Source organism: Polaromonas sp. P5_D5 (assembly GCF_054049435.1).
The window spans coordinates 1113547-1133187 of record NZ_JBFUMJ010000002.1 but is presented as its reverse complement, the minus strand read 5'-3'; the positions used below and the strand labels follow the sequence as shown (position 1 = coordinate 1133187).

Sequence of the window (19641 nt, the reverse complement as noted above, 5' to 3'; positions counted from 1 at the left end):
CTGACTTGATCTCTCAGGCCGTTACCAGTTTGGCGGGTACAACCGACTCTTTTTCCTGAACCACCGCATATTCCACAGCCAGCCGCAGCATCGTGGGTGTGACGTAGTGGCGATGCACATAGTCAATGGCCGCCATGTAAAAGCGGCCAAAGGCATTCTTGCAATGAACCCGCGTACCCAGCATCACATCCACATGATGCTTGTCGACGATTTCCACGCTGACACAGGACCTGAACAGCAGATGTTTGTCATTGGCGCCCAGAATGACCTGTGCCTTGGTATCGGTTGCATTAATGCTTTGGTCAAGCACCGGGTAACGGTTGGCAAACAGGTTGCTGGTGTCCGGCGACAACAGCGAAGACACCGGGCAGCCCAATGGCGATGTACGCAGGCCCAGGGGTTTAACCAGAACATTGCGCAGCGCCATCAGATTGGACACACCGCTGGGCGCGTTAAGCAAAAAGCCCTCCAGGACCGTGGCGAGCAGATTTGTGGCGCTGGTGTGCCCAAAGTTGGTACCGGTCACGCGCAAGCGAAAAGTGTCTTCATGATGGACGCGCAGTTCGGTCAGTTGCTGAAGCAGCAGCGAATCCAGTGGCGGGCTGCTGAGCTCCTTCACGCTTCGGGCGGATCCGCCATGTGACAGAAAGCCCGACGCCCCTTTCCACGAACCCCACAAACCTCGCATCACACCTGCGCCGCTACGCACAGTGTTGCATACCACCCGGTGGAATGTTCCGGGCGGAGCATCCAGCGACAAAGTCGTGGTCGGCACGGTATCAGCCTTGAAGTCCTTGGCCTGAAGCAACGCCTTCACCTCGTCCGGCAGCAACTCCGTCAATGATGGGATGCTCGCCTTATTGGTCAGCACCTCCTGTTTCAAGGACTCCGACAAATTGCCGCCCAGTTCATTGGTATGGCAAGACAACGCAAAAAATACAGGGTGCAAAGAATTGCGCGAGAGCGGAGAAAACTGGTGCCAGGTTTCACCGCCAAAACGCACAGTGAACATGCAGTCAGGCGGTATGTTCACAAAACGCAGGGCGCGGATGAAGTTCTGCGGGTCTTCCTGGATTTGTTGTTCCGACGCGCTGGAAAAGCGCAACTGGGCTCCACCGCTGCCCGACACCGCCGTGAAGATGCGGTGCCCTGCATGGCGGTGAAACGGATGGCCCTTCGGCCCCACGACAAATGAATACAGCGAGGTAGCGTCACCTTTGGCAAAATTGGTCCCGCCCAGTTTGGCTGATGGCTCGTCCAGCTCATCGACAAACGCGCCGTGCTGCCGCTGCCTGGATGCCACGCTGGCAAACAGATGATTGCCGGCGCCATGGCCGATCTGGGCAATCAAGGAAACCTCGACGGCTAGGCCGCCCGATTCGGATGGAATACGAACCGATGGAAACGTTTCAATCACTTGTGTGAGATTCAGCATGAGTCCCTCCTTCTTTCTACCTTGCTTTTTGTGTTCTGGCCGGGGCACGTTCCCGCTTCAGGGGACGCGCCACCGGGCATAGTTCGAATGCATAACCCGTGAGGCTGTTGACGAGGCTGTCACCGTTGAGCTTGTAGAGCACAAACTGGCCGCTGCGCTCGCTGGTCACCAGGCCGGCGTTTTCAAGCACCGACAGGTGGCGAGAAATGGCCGGCGTGCTCATGGCAAAGCGCTCGGCCAGCTCGGTGGTGCTGAGTTCTTTCTCGGTGAGGTAGGCCAGAATTTGGCGCCTGGGCCCCGAGGCGAGCGCTTCAAATATTTTGTCAAGGGATGCAGGCATTGATGTATTAACTTATTTGTTAATAACTTTATTCAAGATATTCCGTACTGTCAAGCGGCTTCTGGGCTTCTGGTTTGAGGTCGGCGCTTTTCTTTGCCCCGTCGATCCGCTAAGCTTTGCTCCGTCCCAACCTCAGGCATCAAGGCCTCTCCCATGACAAGCTACTGGCTCATGAAATCCGAACCCGAAGAATGCTCGGTCGACGACGCGCTAGCAGCCGAAAATTCGACAGTCCCCTGGGTCGGCGTACGCAACTACCAGGCGCGCAACTTCATGCGTGACGGGATGCAAGTCGGCGATGGCGTGCTGTTCTACCACTCGAGCTGTGCCGAGCCGGGCATTGTCGGCATCGGCCGGGTGGCGTCTACGGCCTACCCTGATCCCACGCAGTTTGATCCGAAGTCGCCCTACTACGACCCCAAGTCAAAACCTGAAGAACCGCGATGGATGCTGGTGGATGTGCAGGTGTTGCGCAAAATACCCAACGTCACCCTGCCCGCCTTGCGTGCACGGCCAGAACTGGCAGACCTGCAGGTGCTGCGCAAGGGCAACCGCCTTTCCATCACGCCCGTCGAGCCGCAGCACTGGAAAGCCATCACCGGCAAAAAGTGAAAGGCCTGTCAGGCGCCGGACTGCGGCAGGCTTTGCAGGCGGCGCAACCCGAACAGGTCCTTGATGATGATCTGGCCGCGCTGGCTTTTCAGGAAACCTTCGGCGACCAGCCCCTGCATCAGCCGCGCCACCACTTCACGCGACGTGCCCAGATGCCCGGCCAGCTGCTGCTGCGTCGTTTTCAATACTCCATCGGACGAGGCGTGCAGCAACACAAAATGCACAAGGCGCTGCCGGTGGTTGAAGGAATGAACGGCATCGAGTTCTGCCATCAACCTGAAAACAAGTGTCGAGAGCGCGTGCAGCGTCAGGTCCTGGATGCACGTTTCCTGCTTGAAGAGCTGCCGGTACAACGGACCGGGGATGACAGCGACACGCGTCGCCTTGTCGGCCTGAACCCAGGCAGGATAAAGAAGATCGTTGAACAGGCAGTTGAGCGAGAGTACGCAGGTCTCCCCGGGCTCCACCAGATACAGCGTGGCCTCGGTGCCCGCAGGCGTGATGGTGTAGACGCGCAGCCGGCCCGACAGCACGACATAGGCGCCAGAGGCAGGCTGGCCCTTGTGAATGATGCCGGTTCCTGCCAGCGCACTCATCGGAACAGCACCCTGGGTCAACAGGTTACGGCCGTCCGCACTCAGGCGGCTGAAAGGCTCGAAAAGGGCAAGTTCACGTAAGACCTGCATATTGCTCCATTCGCGGCGACCTGCCGCACCGTCAAACCAGCGGTGCCACGTGGCCACGCTTGATCCACAACAAGGCACCTTCAGAACTGGCCAGGGCGGGCTGCCTGGTGTGTGGATTTCGCAGCCAGCACAGAGGGCCGAGGTCTTGCGCACCCGCAGCGCGCGCGCTCGCGTCGTCGCCGGCTTCGACACGGACCGAACCCTCGACGACCAGCATTTCCTGGCCGCCACGCACGTACTGCGCGGCCATGGTACACCCCGGTTCCAGCCGTACGAGGAATACGGTTTCCCTGGGGCCCTCGTACAGCAATGCGCGCCTATGCCGGGCGATTCCGGCATCCACCCAGGGCCTGTCTGCAGCACTGATGACAACGCGGCGCTGTTCGAGCAGGTCCATCTGCCGCAGTTTGACGAAGAGGGTGCAGCCCTCGTCGCTGAAGGGCCTGTGGCTGGAGCCCGGCGGATTGCGCACATAGGTACCGGGGCCGTACGAGCCGTGCTCGTCGGCAAACACGCCGCAGAGCACAAGGAATTCTTCGCCCAGCGCATGCGAATGCGCGTCAAACCGGCTGCCAGCTGCATAACGCACGAGCGACGTTGCCACGGCCACCTCTGCACCGGTACGCTCGAGCATGCGCCGCTCAACCCCGGGCTGCGGCGACGGCAGCCACGGCAGCGACCCGGCCCGTACCAGGACCGGCGCCGTGCGGTCGACGTTCACGTGCATCAGCTCCATCAGAACTTCTCCGACGCGGTCCGCAGGTCCAGCTCCTGTGTCCATGCGGTGCGCGCCTGTTGCGCAAGCCACAGGAAATTGGCAGCCACGCCGTCGGGCGCCATCACCGAGGCTTCTGCTGCCGCGTGGCGAGATGCGGCAGCGGAGCCGCGAAGCAAGCCGTCCAGCACGACGTGGGCCACGTGGATGCCCTGCGGCTGGAACTCTCTTGCCAGTGACTGCACAAGCCCGCGAAGGGCAAATTTGCCCGCGGCCATGGCCGCGAAACGGGCCGACCCGCGCAGCGAAGCCGTGGCGCCGGTGAAAAGCAGGTTGCCGCGCCCCACGGCCAGCATGCCCGGCAGCACGGCCCGGGCGCAGTGCGCTGCCCCGACAGGGCCGGCTTCAAGGCACTTGCGCAGCGCACTCGCCTCCAGTTCAAGAAAAGGAGCAATTGCCAGATGACCCGCGTTGTACAGCAGCGTGTCGACGGGGCCGTGGCGCTCGATCAGGGCCGCGATGGCCTGCGTCACTGCCTCACCGTCGACCAGATCGCAATCTGCACGCCGCAGGCCCGCCACTTCGTACCCCGCCTCGTTGAACTGCCGCGCAAGCCATTCGCCGAGCACACCACCGCTACCCGCGATGAGTGCGAAGGGCCGGCTCACAGCACCCCCAGCAGGCGCCCGATCAGCACCAGCGTGGCCGCCCAGCCCGCTGCCCAGGCAAGCGTGCGTGCGCCGGGAACACCGAGCGTGTAAACCACGTAGTGAATGAGCCGCGCAAAAAAGTAGACGGCGCAGGCGGCGGCCGTCACCGAATCGGCTCGGCCGCTAGCCTGCACCGCCAGCACAGCTGGCGCAAAAATCACCAGATTTTCGGTGGCATTGGCCTGGGCCCGCTGTGCGCGCTGGGCCCACTCGGCAAGGGGTTTTTCTGTGGCTGACGGGTTGGCCAGCGTGCCGCCCAGGCCACGCACGGCAATGCGGTTGAGAACGTAAGGCAAGGCGAACAACGCCGCAGCGGCCAGGGTCAATGCCAGCCAGTAGATTTCCTTGGACATGATGGGTTTTTCCTTCTTCGTGACATGCCGCAATGCGGGCACGAACGCGAAGATAGCCGCGCCGGGAAAAGTGTTCTGTAGCTTTTGCTACAGAGTCACAAAGATGGCGAGAAGGCAGCGCCGGCGCCCTGGCTCAATGTCTGCCGATGATCACCAGGCAAATGAACAGGCAGGCGGCCAGCAGCAGCGACAGGCCCTTCCAGAACGCCACCGGGTTGCGCTCCAGCAAAGCCGGGCGAGCCTTGTCCAGAAACGCCTGGTTGGGGTGGCGCAGGTCGTACAAGAACTCCGACAGCTCGCCATAACGCTTGGCGGGATCGGGGTGAACGGCCTTGCGGAGCACGCCGTCCATCCATGCGGGTATGTCACGGTCTTCGTACAGCACGGAGTCATAGCGCAGCTTGCTTTGTGCGGCCCGGGTCCGGCATTTGGCCACTTCGGCGCCGTAGGGCAGCTTGCCGGTCAGCATCTGGTAGGTGATGACGCCGAGCGAGAACAGGTCTGAGCGCGTGGTACCGCCCTCGCCCACAAAATACTCCGGCGCCGAATACTGGGCCGTGCCCAGGATGTCTTCGTGCCCGCCGGGCGCATCTGCTTCCATGAGGCTGGCCACGCGGGTTGAGCCAAAGTCAATGATCTTCGCCGTGCCGGTCTTGTCGATCATGACGTTCTCGGGCCGCAGGTCCTGGTGCAGCATCTCCAGCCGGTGAAACGCGCGCAGGCCTTTGGCGATCTGCTCCACCAGCCCGCGCACGGCTTCCAGGCCGGGCCGGGGATTGTCGATCATCCACTGGCTCAGCGTTTGCCCGTCGATGTATTCGGTGGCCACATACACATAGTGGCGCTTTCGGGTCGGCACATAAGGCTTCAGCACATGCGCGCTGTTGATGCGCCGGGCGATCCACTCTTCCGTCAAAAACCTTTCAAGGTAGGCCGGGTCACCGCCCAGGTCTATTGACGGTGTTTTCAGGATGACGAGCACGCCCGTTTCGTTGTCTGTGGCGAGGTAAATATGGCTGCGGCTGCTGCCGTGCACTTCGCGGACGATGGTGTAGCCGTCAAACTGCGTCCTGGCCTCCAGGATGGGCGGAAGCGGCAGGCCCGACAGCTGCTGGAGCAACTCGCCGGCCTGCCCGTTGGGCAGCTCATCGACACGCACGACCTGTGCCGTGAGGTTGTCGCCGCTGCCCCGCTCCAGGGCTTTTTCAACGATGGATTTGGCCGCCATATCAAGCCCACCGGGCTCGTCGGCACAGATGTGGATGAGGCCGGCCATGTCGTATTCGCTGACGTGTTCGTACACGCCGTCGGTGGCCAGAAGAAAGATGTCGCCCTGCTCCACCTGCTGGGTCTGGTAGTCGATCTCAAGCTGCGGCTTGAAGCCCAGCGCACGGCCAAGGTAGCTTTGGCCCTGGGAAATCCACACACGGTGGTCGTTGGTCAGTTGTTCCAGCGCCTTGCCGCGCAGGCGGTAAATGCGCGAGTCACCGACATGAAAAATATGCGCGGTGGTCGACTTGATGACCATGGCGCTCAGCGTGCACACATAACCTTTATCCTTGTCGTAGCGGTATTGGCTTTTCTGCGTCTGGGCATGCAGCCAGGAGTTGGTGGCGCTCAAGATCCGCTCGGCCGATGTCTTGACCGACCAGGCCTCCGAGGTGCAGTAATAGTCTTCAAGAAAACCAGTGACGGCGTACTGGCTGGCCACGTCGCTGACGGCGCTGCTGCTGATGCCGTCGGCCAGCGCAACGGCGATGCCCTTGGCGCTCAGTTGCGGCTCTTTAGGTACATAGATACCGTGGAAATCCTGGTTGGTTTCCTTGCGGCCCTTGTCCGAATACTGACCTGCCGATATCTTCAGTTCACTGGACATGTGGGGTACCGGCAAAGCCCCCGCGCATGCAAGATGCGCGAGGGCCTTTGTTTTGGAGGCGGATTATTTGAAAGAACGTGTCGGTCCGGTTTTAATGTGTGTGGCATACAGCGTCAAGCCGGTGAAGGCCAGGCCGCCCACCAGGTTGCCCAGCACCGTCGGAATTTCGTTCCAGATCAGGTAGTCCATGATGGTGAAATGCGCGCCCAGCAGCAGGCCGGATGGGAACAGGAACATGTTCACGATGGAGTGCTCAAACACCATGTAGAAGAACAGCATGATGGGCATCCACATCGCGATCACCTTGCCGCTGACCTGGGTGGAGATCATCGCACCCACCACGCCGGCCGACACCATCCAGTTGCACAACATGCCGCGCACGAAGAGCGTGAGCATGCCGTTCGCACCGTATTTCTGGTAGCCCAGCGTGCGGCTCTCGCCCACGATGCCGATAGCCTTGCCCACGGCGCTGGGCTCGGTCGAGAAGCCGTTGGTGACGTAGATGGCCATCATCACCGCCACCGTGAAGGCGCCCGCGAAGTTGCCGACGAACACCAGGCCCCAGTTACGCAGCACACCCTTGAGCGTGACGCCCGGGCGCTTGTCGATCAGCGCCAGCGGGCACAACACAAACACGCCGGTCAGCAAGTCGAAGCCGAACAGGTACAGCATGACAAAACCCACCGGGAACAGCACGGCGCCCAGCAGGGGCTGGCCGGTCTGCACGTTGATGGTGACGGCGAACCAGGCTGCCAGAGCCAGGATGGCGCCGGCCATGTAGGCCCGGATAACGGTGTCGCGGGTGGACATGAAGATTTTGGATTCACCCGCATCCACCATCTTGGTCACAAATTCCGAAGGCACTAAATAAGCCATACGATCCCTCTAAGTCCTGTTTTGCCAAAAAAAAATCCACTTCGAGATCTTCAAAAAGATTTGAAGACCGAAGTGGACGACGTTATCCATTCAGATCGATGGGCACTGCGAAGCTTGCCGTACCCTGCGCAGGCCTTCGTTAGCCTGACCTGATGGATGCAAGCACATACCGTGCCGCTAACAAAACACCGCGAATCCGGGCTTGCCGACGCTTTAGCGACGCTTTTACCCGTCGTTTTGGCACTGCGAAGGGAGTGACTGCCCCAAATTTGTGCATCGAGGTGTCCATCTTTAAATATTTTGGTGCCAGCTGGGCCACTGCCGGATACAGGCGCTAAGGCGCAAGCCGCTGCGCAAAGAACGCCAGGATCTCGTCACGCGCCGCCAGTGTGGGCTGGCCCGCCTCGTCGATCAGGTGGGCGGTGACCACGCTGTGCGGTGTCTTCACGTGCGCCGCAAAGAACGGCGGCACGTCGGGGTTGGCGGCGCTGTCGGGCAGCACGCGGCCCACAAAGCGGTCGCCCAGCGCCTCGGCATAGGCCGCAAAGCGCTGGGCCCTGCAAAAGCTGTCGCCTTCAAACCGATAGGCCAGCACCGTGAGGTTCTCGCGGTCCAGCCGCTGGCGGACGGCCTTGATGTCCGCAGGCGAAATTTCGATGCCGGCCGGGTCATTGAGCGGCAGCGACGGCTGGCACAGCACCGGCGCCAGCATGGCGGGCTCCAGCATCATCGTGAGGGCGAAATTACCCGTCCAGCACATGCCGATAGCGCCCACGCCGGGGCCGCCGCACTCGTCATGCGCCAGCCTTGCCAGTGCCCGCAGCCACTGCGTGGCCGGGCTGGCCTGGTTGGATGCGAACGCGCGGAACTCGGCGCTGACACAGGCGCGCTGAAAGATGGCCGCGCCTTCATCGGCACGCGGCACGGCGCCGTCGCGGCCAAAGAGCGACGGCATGTAGACGGTAAAACCCGCGTCGCGCAGCCAACGGCTGAAGCGCGCCACGTGCGGGCTGATGCCGGGCATCTCGGTCATGACGATCACGGCCGGGCCTGTACCCATGAGGTAGACCTTCCTGGTGATGCCGTCGAGCGTGATCTCGCGCTGGGTGAAATCCTCGAGGGAGTCGTCTTCGGTCAGCTTGCGCGTTGTCATCGGTGTCCTTGCTTTGCGAACGGTGGGAGCAATGGCGTCCGTGGAATTCATGGAACAGATGAATTTGGCACCGCACGCGCGTAAACTCCCAGTGTCTATTTCGACATGTTTAAGGCCTTTTCAGCCAATGCGAGATTTCACCCTCCTGCTGCTGCCGGGCACCTTTGCCACCGGCGTGGCGGCCACGCTCGATATCCTGCAGGCCGCGTCTGCCCTCGCGCCGCGCATGAAGCTGGCGCGCCCCACCTGGCGCGTGTTGTCAGCCACCGGCGGCCCGGTGCCGCTGAGCTCGGGCCTTCACATAGACACCGCGGCCCTGCCCCGGCGCTACCGGCCCGATGCTGCCACCTGGATCGTGCCGGGCCTGGGCCTGGACAACCCGCAGGCCCTCGACACCGGCTTGGCCACCGCAGACGCGCAACGCGTGATTCAGGCCGTCGCCGCGCATGCTGCGCACGGTGGCCGTGTTGCGGCGTCGTGCTCGGCGGTTTTTTTGCTTCAGGCGGCCGGTGTGCTGGCCGGGCGCCGGGTCACCACCTCCTGGTGGCTGGCGCCGGAGCTTCGAAGGCGGGAGCCGGCCTGTACCGTCAATGCCGACCGGATGGTGTGCGCCGACGGCCCGGTGAGCACCGCAGGCGCCGCCTTTGCGCAAACCGACCTGATGCTGCATTTGCTACGCGAGCAGTTCGGGGTAACCCTGGCCGAGGCTGTAGGACGCATCCTCTTGATCGACGGGCGGCAGGCGCAAGCGCCTTTTGTGGTGCCGGCCATGCTCTCCAGCGGCAACGCACTGGTTGCCCGCCTGGTGGCGCGGATCGAGTCCGCCCTGCCCAGCCCGCCCAGCGTGGAGGCACTGGCAAACGAATTCGCGATGTCGCAGCGGACGCTGTCGCGCCACGTGCGCGAGGCCACGGGCAAGAGCACGATGGCGCTGGTGCAAAGCGTTCGGCTCAATCGCGCGCGGATGCTGATTGAGTCCAGCCGGATGACCATCGAACGCGTGGCCGAGCAAGTGGGCTACGAAGATGCCACGGCGCTCCGGCGCATGATGCACAAGGCGGCGGGCGCCAACCCGAGCCGATACCGGGCGGCGGGGTTAAGAGCTTGAGAGCCCGGCGATTCAGGTGAGGGCCTGCCTGGACTCCATCAACTTCACCAGAGCCCACAGAACCCGGTTCGCCGGCGTGGCCACACCCAGCGCTTCACCGCGCCTGACGACCAGCCCATTGAGGTAGTCGATCTCAGTGGGTTTGCCGCGCGCCAGGTCTTGTGCGGTGGATGACAACTGGTTGGGCATGCTGCCGGCCAGTTTGTCCACGGCCAGGTGCATGTCGCCCTGCACCTGCACGCCTTCGGCCTCTGCCACGGCCAGGCATTCGGCCACCACGTCGCGCATGACGTCTTTCACGCCCTCGCCTTGCACGGTTTTGCCGTACGGCAGCTGCGCGATGGCCGAGACGGCGTTGTAGGCGCAGTTGAGGATGAGCTTGGCCCACAACGCGCCGCGCACGTTGCTGGAGATTTCAACCGGCACACCGGCTGCGATGAAGGCCTGGGCAACCGCCTTGCTCCGGCTGGTGGGCTCAATCACCAGCTCGCCGCGGCCGTGGTGCCTGACGTGGCCGGGGCCGGCCATTTCGGTGGCCACGTACACCACGGCGGCGGCCACTGCGTGCTGCGGCAGCACGGTGCGCAGGCGGTCGGCGTTGTCCACGCCGTTTTGCAGGCAGAGCACCAGCGCATCCGGCGCCAGGTGCGGCCGGATCAGCGCACCGGCCGCTTCAGTGTCGGTGGACTTCACGCAGAACAGCACCAGGTCGGCCCCCTGCACGGCGGTGGGTTCGCTGCTGGCGGCCAGGCGCACGTGTTCGTCGAAAGTGCGGGTTTCCATGTGCAGGCCGTCACTCTGGATGGCGTCAGCATGCCGGGGCCGGGCGATCAGCGTCACGTCAAGCCCCGCACGGGCCAGCATGCCGCCGTAATAACAACCAACGGCGCCTGCGCCCATCACAGCGGCTTTGAGGGATTGGGTCATAGGGGTCTTTGCCTTCGAAGAGATGCAGATACGGAAACGTAAAAAGGATTGTGGGTGAAGTCTGCCGCCCTTGCTGGCGACCGGGCCACTTGGGACCTGTTCGCGGTCTACACGGGGCCGCCGGCAAAGCGCCGGGTCAGCTGGTCACGCTCGAAAGCCTCGACCACAAAATCGATAAACACCCGCGTCTTGGCAGGCATCTGGCTGCGCGTGGCGTAGTAAATCGAGATCGCGCCGGCATCGACATACCACTGCGGCAGCACCCTGACGAGCTCGCCGCGCTCCAGCAAAGGCAGCACATCGGGCAAAGCCACGAGCGCTACCCCCAGACCCAGCAGCGCCGCGGCGCGCATGGCCGTCGGATCGTTCATGACCATTGACTCCATAAAAACTGCCGGAACCTCAGCACCGGCCGCGTCGCGCATGACCCACTGGCGAACCCGGCCCGTTCCGCTGGAACGCAGGGCGATACCTTTGAGCCCGGCCAGACCCGTGGGGTTGGCTGGAGCCTGCTGGCCTGCCATATAGGCGGGCGATGCCACGGCAACCAGGTGGATCGGGGCCAGCGCGCGAGACACCACGCCCGGTGACAGCTCAAAGCCGCCGCCGATGGCCGCGTCATACCCCTCGGCAATCAGGTCGACCGGTCGGTTTTCAAAGTACCAGTCAGGACGTATGAGCGGATAACGGTCCAGGAAGGCCGGCAGCAAAGGCACGATGTACTCGGTGCCGAAGGTGGGTGACATGCTGACCTTGAGCGGGCCCGCGGGAGTGCCGCTGTCGCTGGAAACGGCCGCGATGGCGGACTGCAGCGCGTCGAGGTTGCCGCCGATCGATCCCAGGAAGCGTTCACCGGCTTCGGTCAGCGTGAGTTTGCGGGTCGAGCGCTGAAACAGCCGCACGCCCAGGTTTCGCTCCAGCATGGCGACGTTGCGGCTGACGGCGGCAGGCGTCAGGGCCAGGCGCCGTGCCGCCTCAGAAAAGCTGCGGCCTTCGGCGCTGCGAATAAACGATTCGAGGTTGGCCAGGGTTTCCATTTCCCCATCTTAAAGCAATGATTGAAAATAATTCAATCAATTACCCGCTTATCAAAAGGCAATAAAAAACCCATCATTCACCCATCAACAACCAAGGAGTGAATTTATGTCTACCCCCTCAACCCCATCCAGCACCCCCAGCATCGGGATCGTCGGTGCCGGCGCCATCGGCACGGCGTTTGCCAAAACCCTGGCCCGCCAGGGCATCCATGCCACGCTGTCCAACAGCCGCGGCCCGGACTCGCTCAAAGACATCGTGCGCGAACTCGGCCCCACCATCCACGCCGGCACCGTCAAGGAAGCCGCCACAAAAGACATCGTGCTGGTGGCCGTCAACTGGGGCCGCCTGCCTGAAGCGCTGGCCGGTTTGCCCAACTTTGGCGGCCGTGTCGTTATTGACGCCAACAACGCGGTCGAAGGCCCTCCTCTCCGGCCCGTTGAGCTGAACGGCCGCGCCTCCAGCGAAGTGTTTGCTGAGCTGGTGCCCGGCGCGCGCGTGGTAAAGGCCTTTAACCACCTGGTCGCCCAGCTGCTGGCCACTGACCCCGCCGACCAGGGCGGCAAACGCGTGCTGTTTTTCTCGGGCGACGACGCCAAGGCAAAGGCGACCGTGGCGGCACTGATCAGCCAGCTCGGGTTCTCGGGAATCGACCTCGGCGCTTTGGCCGTGGGTGGACGCCTGGCGCAGTTCCCCGGCGGCCCGCTGCCCATTCTCAACCTGGTGCAGTTCGGCTGAAGCCGCAGCAATCGCTATCAAATCAATAGCTGCTTGCGCTCGTCTCTATTGGCCTGCAGCCCGTTTTGATGCTTGAAAAAGGCCTTTTGAGGCCTTTTTTTGGGTATTTTCAGGCCCGCGGCAGTGTGATCCGGGCGCAGAGGCCCCCGCCGTCGGCAGGCAGCAGTTCAAACTTTCCGCCATGCGCGCGCACGATGCGGTCGACGATGGCCAGGCCCAGCCCGGCGCCGGGCGGGCCGGTGCGTGTGCTTTCAGCGCGGCGAAAGGGTTGTTTCAAAGCCTCGGCCTGCGCTGCGTCAATGCCGGCACCATGGTCAGTCACCTCCATCCAGACCGAGTCGCCTTGCACACCGGTGGCTATCGTAACTGGCGGCAGGCCATGGCGCCAGGCGTTCTCAACCAGGTTGGTGAGCACGCGGCGCATCGCACGCGGGCGCAAGGGCACGGGCGGCGGGTTACCGCCCTGCAGCGCCACCGGCATGCCGTGGCCGGCCGAGGCCGCCGCCACTTCAGCCGCCAGCACATCCAGCGCCACCGGCGCCGGCGCTTCGCTTTCGGTGCTGCGGGCAAAGTCCAGGAACTGGCTGATGATGGCGTCCATTTCTTCCACGCCGCGCGTCATGCGGGCCATCAGCTCATCGTCGCCTTGATCACTTTTGTCGCGCAGGATCTCGATGCCCAGGCGAAGTTTGGTCAGGGGTGTGCGCAGGTCGTGCGACACCCCGGCCAGCATCAGCGTGCGCTCGTCGTCGGCCTGGGCCAGGCTGCGCACCATCTGGTTGAAGCTGCGGCTCAGGTCGGCGATTTCCGTCGGGCCGTCTTCGGGCAGCGGCTGCGGGCTGGTGCCGCCCGCCAGTGTGTGCGCCGAAGCCATCACGCGGCGCAAGGGCTGGTTCAGGTAACGGTGAATCAACAGCGCGCCCAGCAAGGCCAGCAAGGCACTGGCGAATGATGTCACGACCCAGGCGCCGGTGAATTCACGCGCCGGCAGCACGCCGGGCAGGTTGACCCAATGGTCGGCGCCATCCAGGCGCAGCCGCACCGCCAGGCTGCCGCCGGCCTCGCGGCGCCAGATGATCTCGGAGCCCTCGCCTTCCAGCGCAATGCCGCGCGAGGCTTCATTGACGAAGCGCCGCTCAAGCCGGCTCAGCAGCCGGCGTTCGCCACGGCCGTCACCCTCGTCGTCATCGGCAATGCCCTGCATGGCACGGCGGTTGAACTGCGCCACAAAGGCCTCGCGCTGCGCGGGCGGCATGGCGGCCAGGCCGGCACGGATGGAACTGACATTGCGCGCCACCGCCACCGACAGCTGCGCCAGCCGCGGCTTGATGATCAGCTGGCGCACCAGCAGCGCGCTGGCCAGCTGGCCGACCACAATGAGCACCACGATCAGCAGCACATTGCGGCCGAACAGGCTGCGCGGAAACAGCTTCATGGAAATGGCCTCACGGCTTGCCCGCCTTGCCGTTTTTTGCCGCGCCGCCTTCCGGCACAAACACATAGCCCACGCCCCACACGGTCTGGATGTGCACCGGCTGGGAAGGATCTGCCTCAATCAGCTTGCGCAGGCGCATGACCTGCACGTCGATGCTGCGGTCGGTGGCTTCGTGGTCGCGGCCGTAGGCCAGCTCGATCAGCCTGTCGCGGCCCAGCGGCCGGTTGGGGTGCAGGGCCAGCGCCTGCAGCAGGCTGAATTCACCGGTGGTGAGCGGCACGTCTTCGCCATTTCTTTCCAGCCGGCGTGCTTCCAGCTTCAGGGTGAAGGCGCCAAACTGCACCGTGCCTTGTCCGGGCAGCGGGCCGCTGTGCGCGCCCAGCATGCGCTGGCGGCGCACCAGCGCCTGGATGCGGGCCAGCAGCTCGCGCGGGTTAAAAGGCTTGGGCAGGTAGTCGTCAGCGCCCATTTCCAGCCCGACGATGCGGTCCACCGGGTCGCCGCGGGCGGTCAGCATGACGATGGGAATGGTTTCACCCTGCGCGCGCAGGCGGCGGCACACCGCCAGGCCGTCTTCGCCCGGCATCATGACGTCGAGCACCAGCACGTCGAAGCGCTCACGCGCCAGCAGGGTGTCCAGGGTTTTGGCGTCTTCCAGTGTGCGCACGGCGTAACCCTGATCGCTCAGGTAACGCTGCAGCAGGCTGCGCAGGTCGGCCTCATCGTCGACCACCAGGACCCGGGCCAGTGGCTCGCTCATCGTGAAAGGCCTGTCTGCAAAAGAGCGCTGGAAACAACCATAAGAAAACACCCGTCGCAAGAAAGATGCCCCATGGTAGCGGCCCGCGTCTGGCCGCCCGCCCGGCAAATCATGACAAACGATGACAAAGCCGGGATTTATTCATGCCTTGTCATCAAGAGGCCGCTCGCAGCCATGCCTGGCTCACATCTGGCGGCCACAGTGACATCACGGCGCTGCAATGCGGCCGGAATCTCAAGACCCTTCACCGTTCAACGTCAACCTTCAAGGAGTTCACCATGAAAACCATGCTTTCCGCCACTGCCCTGACCACCGCCCTGACATGCACCCTGCTGGCCGCAGGTTTTGCCACCCCCGCCGAAGCGGCCAGCCGCCACGTGGTGCGGACCCATGCCGATGGCAGCGCCACCGCCACCAGGGCGGTCACCCGCGAGGGCCCGCAAGGCGGCACACGGGTGCGCAACCGCAGCACCACCGCCGACGGGCAAGGCAATGCCAGCACAGCGGGCAGCGCCTCCACCACAGGCCCCAACGGCGCCACCGCCGTGCGCACCGGCCAGGCCAGCCGCAGCGCGGACGGTTCGGCACAGCGCAGTGGCAATTTTGCCGCCACCGGGGCCAAAGGCAGCGTGGAAAGCAGCGGCAGCAGCAGCAAAACCGCTGACGGCGCCGTCAACGCCAGCCGCAACACCACGGCCACCAGCGCTGCCACCGGCAACAGCGTGCAAAGCACGGCGTCCTACAACCAGGCCACTGGCGTTACCCGCAGCACAACTTGCTACGACGCCGCCGGTGCGGCGATGAGCTGCCCGTCGCGTTGAGCGCGCCTGGGCCTTTCATCAAATCCGGTTTTCAAAATTTCAACCTTCACTTTCATTTTTTTGGAGCACTCTCATGACCCCCTCGTTCAATCTCCGCGCACTTTCAATCATTGGTCTGCTGACACTAGGTACCGCAGCCCATGCCCAGGCACCCAATGCCGCCCGCCTGGAAAAAGCCCGTACCGAACTGCAAAAGCGCTTTGAGGCGGCCGACACCAACAAGGACGGCAAGCTGACCCGCGAGGAGGCGCAGGCAAAAATGCCCAAGGTGTACAAAAACTTTGACGCCATCGACGCCAGCCATGCAGGCACTATCTCGCTGGCCGACATCGAGACCTTTGTGGCATCGAAAAAAGGCTCGCGCAAACCCGCTGGCTGACGACTACGCATCGCGCAGCCCGAATGCCTGACCCATCGTTGACGCACAAGGTCAGAGGCGGGCCGGATATGCTGTCCGGCCTGCCCGCCGCAATACCACTGGAGCCATGACATGTCCCTTGCCCCTCGCCTCCTCACACACTGGCCGACGCTTGCGCTGGTGCTCACCGCGGTTCTCTACGCCGGGCCGGCACCTGCCCAGCAGGACAGCGGCCGCCTGGCGAGAAAAACCGCCAGGTCCACCGTACCGGCCGGTGTGCGCCAAATCCCCGACATCGCCTACGGCGCAGATCCGCGCCAGCGCATGGATGCCTACCTGCCGCAGCAGCCGGCAGCCAACGCACCGGTCATCGTCATGGTGCACGGCGGTGCCTGGATGGTGGGCAACAAGGCGATGGCCAACGTGACCGACAACAAGGTGGCTTGGTGGGTCAAGCAGAAGGGCTACGTCCTGGTGTCGGTGGGTTATCGCCTGTCGCCGCAGGTTGACCCGCTGGTGCAGGCGCGCGATGTGGCCAGTGCCCTGGCCAAGACGCAGGCCATGGCCGCCTCGTGGGGTGGCGATCCGGCCAAGGTCATTCTTATGGGGCATTCGGCGGGCGCACACCTGGTGGCACTGCTGGGTGCCTCGCCGGCATTGGCCTATACGTCAGGCGCCAGGCCGTGGCTAGGCACTGTGGCACTTGACAGCGCCGCGCTGGACCTTGAGCGCATCATGAAAGCGCGGCACATGCGGTTTTATGACCGCGTATTTGGCACTGACCCGGCCTACTGGCGCACTGTGTCGCCCACCAGCGTGCTGGCGGCTGACGCCACGCCGATGCTGCTGGTCTGCTCGACACAACGGGCGGATGACCCCTGCGCACAGTCGCGTGACTTTGCTGCGAAAGTGACGGCCAAAGGCGTGCGGGCCAGCGTGCTGCCGCAAGACCTGACGCACGAACAGGTCAACACCACGCTGGGCCTGCCCGGCGGGTATACCGATGCGGTTGACAGTTTTATGGCGGGGCTGCTGCCGCGCTGACGGTTTTAAGAAAAAACAGGCTGCAGCCCGCAAGGAACAAGCGCAAGCAGCTATTGATTTAATAGCAGATTCAGGCTCAGCTACTTCGCCGCACCAGGCCCTGCCGCGGCCGGAGCGGCATTGCGGCGGTGGTAGGTGAAAAACGTCCACATCATCAGCGTGGCGTCGGGGCCTTCAGGCTCGCTGTATTCCATGCTGGCGTCTCCGCCGCTCCAGGCGTGGCCCAGGGCGTCTACGTCGCACTTCACCAGCTGCGGCTTGCGGCCGGCGTACCAGGTCGTGGTCTGGTAGGCATGGCGTGGCCGCCTGCCGCTGCGGCGCTCGGGGTAACGGCGAACCACCGGCTCGAGGCGGGCCGCATTTTGGGTAATGACCGGGTTGTTGATGATTTCGAACTGCTCGGCCAGTTGCTCGGCGTTCACCCGCCGCACCACGGCATCGTTGTCGCCATGGATCAGGATGGCCGGCATGCCCGGGAACGCCGGCTGGTCGCTGGCAAACAAGCGCGCCACCGCATCGTAAGACGAGCCCGAGCCGTGTTGCATGGCCCGGTAGGCGCTGAAGGGCGAGTGGGTGGTGCCGAACACGGGTGCGGAATGCATGCCCACGGCCGCGATGAGCTCCGGGTGGCGCAGTGCCACGATGGCCGCCAGCGCGGCGCCGGCCGACAGGCCCGCAACGTAAGTTCGTGAAGCGTCAAGCCCGTGTTTTTGCTGCACCTGGGAAATCATGGCGGCGATCACGCCCACATCGCCCTCCCCGTTTTGTGTGGCCCGCTTGTACCAGTGCCAGCAGCGGTGGGCGTCGGCCGCACTGGATTGCTGGGGGTAGAGCACCGCAAAACCCTTGCGCTCGGCCAGTTCATTCATGCGGCTGCCCGCTGCAAAGTCAGCCGCCGTCTGCTGGCAGCCGTGCAGCATGACCACCAGCGGGCGCGGTGCTGCAGGGGCATCGGGAACCCCGGCAGTAATGGCCGTAGTGGCCGTAGCGGCCGCGGCAGGAAGATACAGCCAATACAGCATGCGCCGGGAATCCGTCAGCAAGCCGTCCCCGGGCAAGGTAAACCAGGCCTTGCGCCAGGTGCCGGGCAACCCGGCTGCGGCGCGGGCCTGTGCCGCCGTGGGCCGGCGGGCTTTTTTGGCGGGCCGGACAACCACCGGTTTCAACAGCTTGACCCCGGGCCTGCGCCGGCGCGGCGTTGTGGTGGCAGGCAACGTCGGCGTGACCTTGGGAAGCAGGCTTTCAAACAGCCGCAAGCCCTGCGCCTGCTGGGCCTTGCCCATGCGGCGCATGCTTTTAAGCCAAAGACTGCTTATGCTTCTGGACATGGTTTGACAAAAAGTGGTGGGGCCATCTGGGGTCGGTTCGAGGTCTGCGTCTACTTTGATTTCCAGGAAGGTATTTGCGCCAGATCAATAAGTACACGGTCATTTTGCTGCATTGCAACAAAATGTCTACCAGCATGGCCATAAAACATTGAATTCGGCGCTTTCCGTCACAAAATCGGGGTTACAAAATGCTAAAACCGAGCCGCTACGATGGAGCCTGGGAGCGCTTGTGCCATTTCGGCGCGTTATCAGCGCCATTTCAGCGCGTACACGCACCATTTAGAGTCTTTTCGTGCTTTCCGGCCTTTRCCCTGTTTGCCCTCTTTTGAACGACCGCACATTTCTTTTCGCTTTTCGCCTGTTTTCTCATGCCCGAATTCCTGACCGCCGCCCTTTACCAGTTCGTTGAGCTGCCCGATTTCGCCGAGCTGCAGGCGCCGCTGCTGGCGCAGTGTGAGGCCCATGGTGTCAAGGGCACGCTGCTGCTTGCGGCAGAAGGCATCAACGGCACGATTGCCGGGCCTGAAGAAGGTGTGCGCGCCGTGCTGGCCTATCTGCGCAGTGACCCGCGCCTGGCGACGCTGGAGCACAAGGAAGCGTGGGCTGAGTCCATGCCGTTTTACCGGATGAAGGTGCGCCTCAAGCGCGAGATAGTCACCATGGGTGTGCCGGAAGTCCACCCCGCGCTGATGGCCGGCGAATACGTCAAGCCGCAGGAATGGAATCAGCTGATCAACGAACCGGGCGTGGTGCTGGTCGATACACGCAACGATTACGAGGTGTCCATCGGCACCTTCCACGGCGCCATCAACCCGCACACCAGCAGCTTTTCAGAGCTGCCCGGCTGGGTGGAGAGCGAAATGGCCGAAGGCGGCAAGCTGGCGGCGCATGACGGCAAAAAGCCGAAGGTAGCCATGTTCTGCACCGGGGGCATTCGCTGCGAGAAATCCACCGCGCTGCTGCGCTCCAAAGGCTTCGAGGAGGTCTACCACCTCGAGGGCGGCATCCTCAAGTACCTGGAAACCGTGCCCGAGGCGCAAAGCACCTGGGAAGGCGAATGTTTTGTGTTTGACGAGCGTGTGTCCGTCGGCCACGGCCTCAAGCCCGGCGCCTTCACGCTGTGCCGATCCTGCCGCGATCCGCTGAGCGAAGAAGACCGCCAGTCGCCGCTGTACGAGCTGGGCGTGAGCTGCGCGCACTGCCATGCAAAGACGACGGAAGAACAGAAAGCCGGCTACCGCGAGCGCCAGCGCCAGGTTGAGCTGGCCGAAGCGCGCAATGCCGCGCACATCGGCGTGCGGCAATCCGGCACCTGAAGCACCTGGTGTCTC

Annotated in this window: 21 protein-coding genes; 7 read left to right on the top strand and 14 right to left on the bottom strand. The window is 63.5% G+C overall.

What is annotated here, in order from left to right; all coding sequences use genetic code 11:
* Nucleotides 1–13: 13 nt before the first annotated feature.
* Both ACXJKE_RS12000 and ACXJKE_RS11995 read right to left on the bottom strand, forming a co-directional pair.
* Nucleotides 14–1435 carry a DUF2867 domain-containing protein gene (locus ACXJKE_RS12000; protein ID WP_457280793.1) on the bottom strand — a complete coding sequence of 474 codons (1422 nt, stop codon included), beginning with the start codon at nucleotides 1433–1435 and terminating at the stop codon, nucleotides 14–16.
* Between the two features lie 16 nt (nucleotides 1436–1451).
* Nucleotides 1452–1775: a metalloregulator ArsR/SmtB family transcription factor gene (locus ACXJKE_RS11995; RefSeq protein WP_457280792.1), complete on the bottom strand. Its 324-nt coding sequence runs from the start codon at nucleotides 1773–1775 to the stop codon at nucleotides 1452–1454.
* A 153-nt stretch (nucleotides 1776–1928) separates the two neighbouring features.
* Between ACXJKE_RS11995 and ACXJKE_RS11990 the strand changes: the two genes are divergently transcribed.
* Complete coding sequence (locus ACXJKE_RS11990) at nucleotides 1929–2387, top strand: EVE domain-containing protein (protein ID WP_457280791.1); 459 nt, start codon at nucleotides 1929–1931, stop codon at nucleotides 2385–2387.
* A gap of 8 nt (nucleotides 2388–2395) precedes the next feature.
* Here ACXJKE_RS11990 and ACXJKE_RS11985 read toward each other — a convergent pair whose 3' ends face one another.
* The 7 genes from ACXJKE_RS11985 to ACXJKE_RS11955 form a co-directional block, all read right to left on the bottom strand.
* On the bottom strand, nucleotides 2396–3130 hold the full coding sequence (locus ACXJKE_RS11985) for a Crp/Fnr family transcriptional regulator (RefSeq protein ID WP_457280790.1): 735 nt from the start codon (nucleotides 3128–3130) through the stop codon (nucleotides 2396–2398).
* Nucleotides 3105–3809 (bottom strand): cupin domain-containing protein, encoded by a 705-nt coding sequence (locus ACXJKE_RS11980; RefSeq protein ID WP_457280789.1) that lies wholly within the window; start codon nucleotides 3807–3809, stop codon nucleotides 3105–3107. The genes ACXJKE_RS11985 and ACXJKE_RS11980 overlap by 26 nt, the downstream gene beginning before the upstream one ends.
* Nucleotides 3809–4456: an SDR family NAD(P)-dependent oxidoreductase gene (locus tag ACXJKE_RS11975; protein ID WP_457280788.1), complete on the bottom strand. Its 648-nt coding sequence runs from the start codon at nucleotides 4454–4456 to the stop codon at nucleotides 3809–3811. Before ACXJKE_RS11975 ends, ACXJKE_RS11980 begins: the two co-directional genes overlap by 1 nt.
* Complete coding sequence (locus ACXJKE_RS11970) at nucleotides 4453–4851, bottom strand: MAPEG family protein (RefSeq protein ID WP_457280787.1); 399 nt, start codon at nucleotides 4849–4851, stop codon at nucleotides 4453–4455. The genes ACXJKE_RS11975 and ACXJKE_RS11970 overlap by 4 nt, the downstream gene beginning before the upstream one ends.
* 133 nt (nucleotides 4852–4984) lie before the next feature.
* Nucleotides 4985–6727 carry a protein kinase domain-containing protein gene (locus ACXJKE_RS11965; protein WP_457280786.1) on the bottom strand — a complete coding sequence of 581 codons (1743 nt, stop codon included), beginning with the start codon at nucleotides 6725–6727 and terminating at the stop codon, nucleotides 4985–4987.
* A 63-nt stretch (nucleotides 6728–6790) separates the two neighbouring features.
* Nucleotides 6791–7603: a formate/nitrite transporter family protein gene (locus ACXJKE_RS11960; protein WP_457280785.1), complete on the bottom strand. Its 813-nt coding sequence runs from the start codon at nucleotides 7601–7603 to the stop codon at nucleotides 6791–6793.
* 334 nt (nucleotides 7604–7937) lie between these two features.
* Nucleotides 7938–8756, bottom strand: coding sequence for a dienelactone hydrolase family protein (locus tag ACXJKE_RS11955; RefSeq protein ID WP_457280784.1), 819 nt, complete (start codon nucleotides 8754–8756; stop codon nucleotides 7938–7940).
* 127 nt (nucleotides 8757–8883) lie between these two features.
* Here ACXJKE_RS11955 and ACXJKE_RS11950 point away from each other — a divergent pair, with 127 nt between their 5' ends.
* The gene (locus tag ACXJKE_RS11950; RefSeq protein ID WP_457280783.1) at nucleotides 8884–9864 is read left to right on the top strand and encodes a GlxA family transcriptional regulator; all 981 of its coding nucleotides are present in this window, start codon (nucleotides 8884–8886) and stop codon (nucleotides 9862–9864) included.
* A 12-nt stretch (nucleotides 9865–9876) separates the two neighbouring features.
* On the opposite strand, the gene ACXJKE_RS11945 is transcribed toward ACXJKE_RS11950, so the two are convergent.
* Complete coding sequence (locus tag ACXJKE_RS11945; protein WP_457280782.1) at nucleotides 9877–10791, bottom strand: ketopantoate reductase family protein; 915 nt, start codon at nucleotides 10789–10791, stop codon at nucleotides 9877–9879.
* Between the two features lie 107 nt (nucleotides 10792–10898).
* Nucleotides 10899–11828: a LysR substrate-binding domain-containing protein gene (locus ACXJKE_RS11940; RefSeq protein ID WP_457280781.1), complete on the bottom strand. Its 930-nt coding sequence runs from the start codon at nucleotides 11826–11828 to the stop codon at nucleotides 10899–10901.
* A gap of 106 nt (nucleotides 11829–11934) precedes the next feature.
* On the opposite strand from ACXJKE_RS11940, the gene ACXJKE_RS11935 reads away from it, so the two are divergent.
* Entirely contained in the window at nucleotides 11935–12564 is a 630-nt protein-coding gene (locus ACXJKE_RS11935; RefSeq protein ID WP_457280780.1) for an NADPH-dependent F420 reductase, read from the top strand.
* Nucleotides 12565–12673: 109 nt separating this feature from the next.
* Here ACXJKE_RS11935 and ACXJKE_RS11930 read toward each other — a convergent pair whose 3' ends face one another.
* Complete coding sequence (locus ACXJKE_RS11930; RefSeq protein ID WP_457280779.1) at nucleotides 12674–13999, bottom strand: ATP-binding protein; 1326 nt, start codon at nucleotides 13997–13999, stop codon at nucleotides 12674–12676.
* Nucleotides 14000–14009: 10 nt separating this feature from the next.
* On the bottom strand, nucleotides 14010–14759 hold the full coding sequence (ompR, locus tag ACXJKE_RS11925) for an osmolarity response regulator transcription factor OmpR (RefSeq protein WP_457280778.1): 750 nt from the start codon (nucleotides 14757–14759) through the stop codon (nucleotides 14010–14012).
* A gap of 278 nt (nucleotides 14760–15037) precedes the next feature.
* Here ompR and ACXJKE_RS11920 point away from each other — a divergent pair, with 278 nt between their 5' ends.
* The 3 genes from ACXJKE_RS11920 (at nucleotide 15038) to ACXJKE_RS11910 (ending at nucleotide 16982) form a co-directional block, all read left to right on the top strand.
* Nucleotides 15038–15580, top strand: coding sequence for a hypothetical protein (locus tag ACXJKE_RS11920; RefSeq protein WP_457280777.1), 543 nt, complete (start codon nucleotides 15038–15040; stop codon nucleotides 15578–15580).
* Between the two features lie 73 nt (nucleotides 15581–15653).
* Nucleotides 15654–15959, top strand: coding sequence for a hypothetical protein (locus ACXJKE_RS11915; protein ID WP_457280776.1), 306 nt, complete (start codon nucleotides 15654–15656; stop codon nucleotides 15957–15959).
* Nucleotides 15960–16070: 111 nt separating this feature from the next.
* Entirely contained in the window at nucleotides 16071–16982 is a 912-nt protein-coding gene (locus ACXJKE_RS11910) for an alpha/beta hydrolase (protein WP_457280775.1), read from the top strand.
* Between the two features lie 80 nt (nucleotides 16983–17062).
* Here ACXJKE_RS11910 and ACXJKE_RS11905 read toward each other — a convergent pair whose 3' ends face one another.
* Nucleotides 17063–18310: an extracellular catalytic domain type 1 short-chain-length polyhydroxyalkanoate depolymerase gene (locus tag ACXJKE_RS11905; RefSeq protein WP_457280774.1), complete on the bottom strand. Its 1248-nt coding sequence runs from the start codon at nucleotides 18308–18310 to the stop codon at nucleotides 17063–17065.
* Between the two features lie 368 nt (nucleotides 18311–18678).
* Here ACXJKE_RS11905 and trhO point away from each other — a divergent pair, with 368 nt between their 5' ends.
* Entirely contained in the window at nucleotides 18679–19626 is a 948-nt protein-coding gene (trhO, locus tag ACXJKE_RS11900) for an oxygen-dependent tRNA uridine(34) hydroxylase TrhO (protein ID WP_457280773.1), read from the top strand.
* Nucleotides 19627–19641 lie beyond the last annotated feature (15 nt).

What these genes read in the sequence shown, in the direction of transcription:
- ACXJKE_RS12000 (WP_457280793.1), bottom strand. Translation starts at nt 1,435, where the DNA reads ATGCTGAATCTCACACAAGTGATTGAAACGTTTCCATCGGTTCGTATT.
- ACXJKE_RS11995 (WP_457280792.1), bottom strand. Translation starts at nt 1,775, where the DNA reads ATGCCTGCATCCCTTGACAAAATATTTGAAGCGCTCGCCTCGGGGCCC.
- ACXJKE_RS11930 (WP_457280779.1), bottom strand. Translation starts at nt 13,999, where the DNA reads ATGAAGCTGTTTCCGCGCAGCCTGTTCGGCCGCAATGTGCTGCTGATC.
- ACXJKE_RS11965 (WP_457280786.1), bottom strand. Translation starts at nt 6,727, where the DNA reads ATGTCCAGTGAACTGAAGATATCGGCAGGTCAGTATTCGGACAAGGGC.
- ACXJKE_RS11940 (WP_457280781.1), bottom strand. Translation starts at nt 11,828, where the DNA reads ATGGAAACCCTGGCCAACCTCGAATCGTTTATTCGCAGCGCCGAAGGC.
- ACXJKE_RS11970 (WP_457280787.1), bottom strand. Translation starts at nt 4,851, where the DNA reads ATGTCCAAGGAAATCTACTGGCTGGCATTGACCCTGGCCGCTGCGGCG.
- trhO (WP_457280773.1), top strand. Translation starts at nt 18,679, where the DNA reads ATGCCCGAATTCCTGACCGCCGCCCTTTACCAGTTCGTTGAGCTGCCC.
- ACXJKE_RS11980 (WP_457280789.1), bottom strand. Translation starts at nt 3,809, where the DNA reads ATGGAGCTGATGCACGTGAACGTCGACCGCACGGCGCCGGTCCTGGTA.
- ACXJKE_RS11945 (WP_457280782.1), bottom strand. Translation starts at nt 10,791, where the DNA reads ATGACCCAATCCCTCAAAGCCGCTGTGATGGGCGCAGGCGCCGTTGGT.
- ACXJKE_RS11910 (WP_457280775.1), top strand. Translation starts at nt 16,071, where the DNA reads ATGTCCCTTGCCCCTCGCCTCCTCACACACTGGCCGACGCTTGCGCTG.
- ACXJKE_RS11960 (WP_457280785.1), bottom strand. Translation starts at nt 7,603, where the DNA reads ATGGCTTATTTAGTGCCTTCGGAATTTGTGACCAAGATGGTGGATGCG.
- ompR (WP_457280778.1), bottom strand. Translation starts at nt 14,759, where the DNA reads ATGAGCGAGCCACTGGCCCGGGTCCTGGTGGTCGACGATGAGGCCGAC.
- ACXJKE_RS11950 (WP_457280783.1), top strand. Translation starts at nt 8,884, where the DNA reads ATGCGAGATTTCACCCTCCTGCTGCTGCCGGGCACCTTTGCCACCGGC.
- ACXJKE_RS11935 (WP_457280780.1), top strand. Translation starts at nt 11,935, where the DNA reads ATGTCTACCCCCTCAACCCCATCCAGCACCCCCAGCATCGGGATCGTC.
- ACXJKE_RS11990 (WP_457280791.1), top strand. Translation starts at nt 1,929, where the DNA reads ATGACAAGCTACTGGCTCATGAAATCCGAACCCGAAGAATGCTCGGTC.
- ACXJKE_RS11920 (WP_457280777.1), top strand. Translation starts at nt 15,038, where the DNA reads ATGAAAACCATGCTTTCCGCCACTGCCCTGACCACCGCCCTGACATGC.
- ACXJKE_RS11955 (WP_457280784.1), bottom strand. Translation starts at nt 8,756, where the DNA reads ATGACAACGCGCAAGCTGACCGAAGACGACTCCCTCGAGGATTTCACC.
- ACXJKE_RS11905 (WP_457280774.1), bottom strand. Translation starts at nt 18,310, where the DNA reads ATGTCCAGAAGCATAAGCAGTCTTTGGCTTAAAAGCATGCGCCGCATG.
- ACXJKE_RS11915 (WP_457280776.1), top strand. Translation starts at nt 15,654, where the DNA reads ATGACCCCCTCGTTCAATCTCCGCGCACTTTCAATCATTGGTCTGCTG.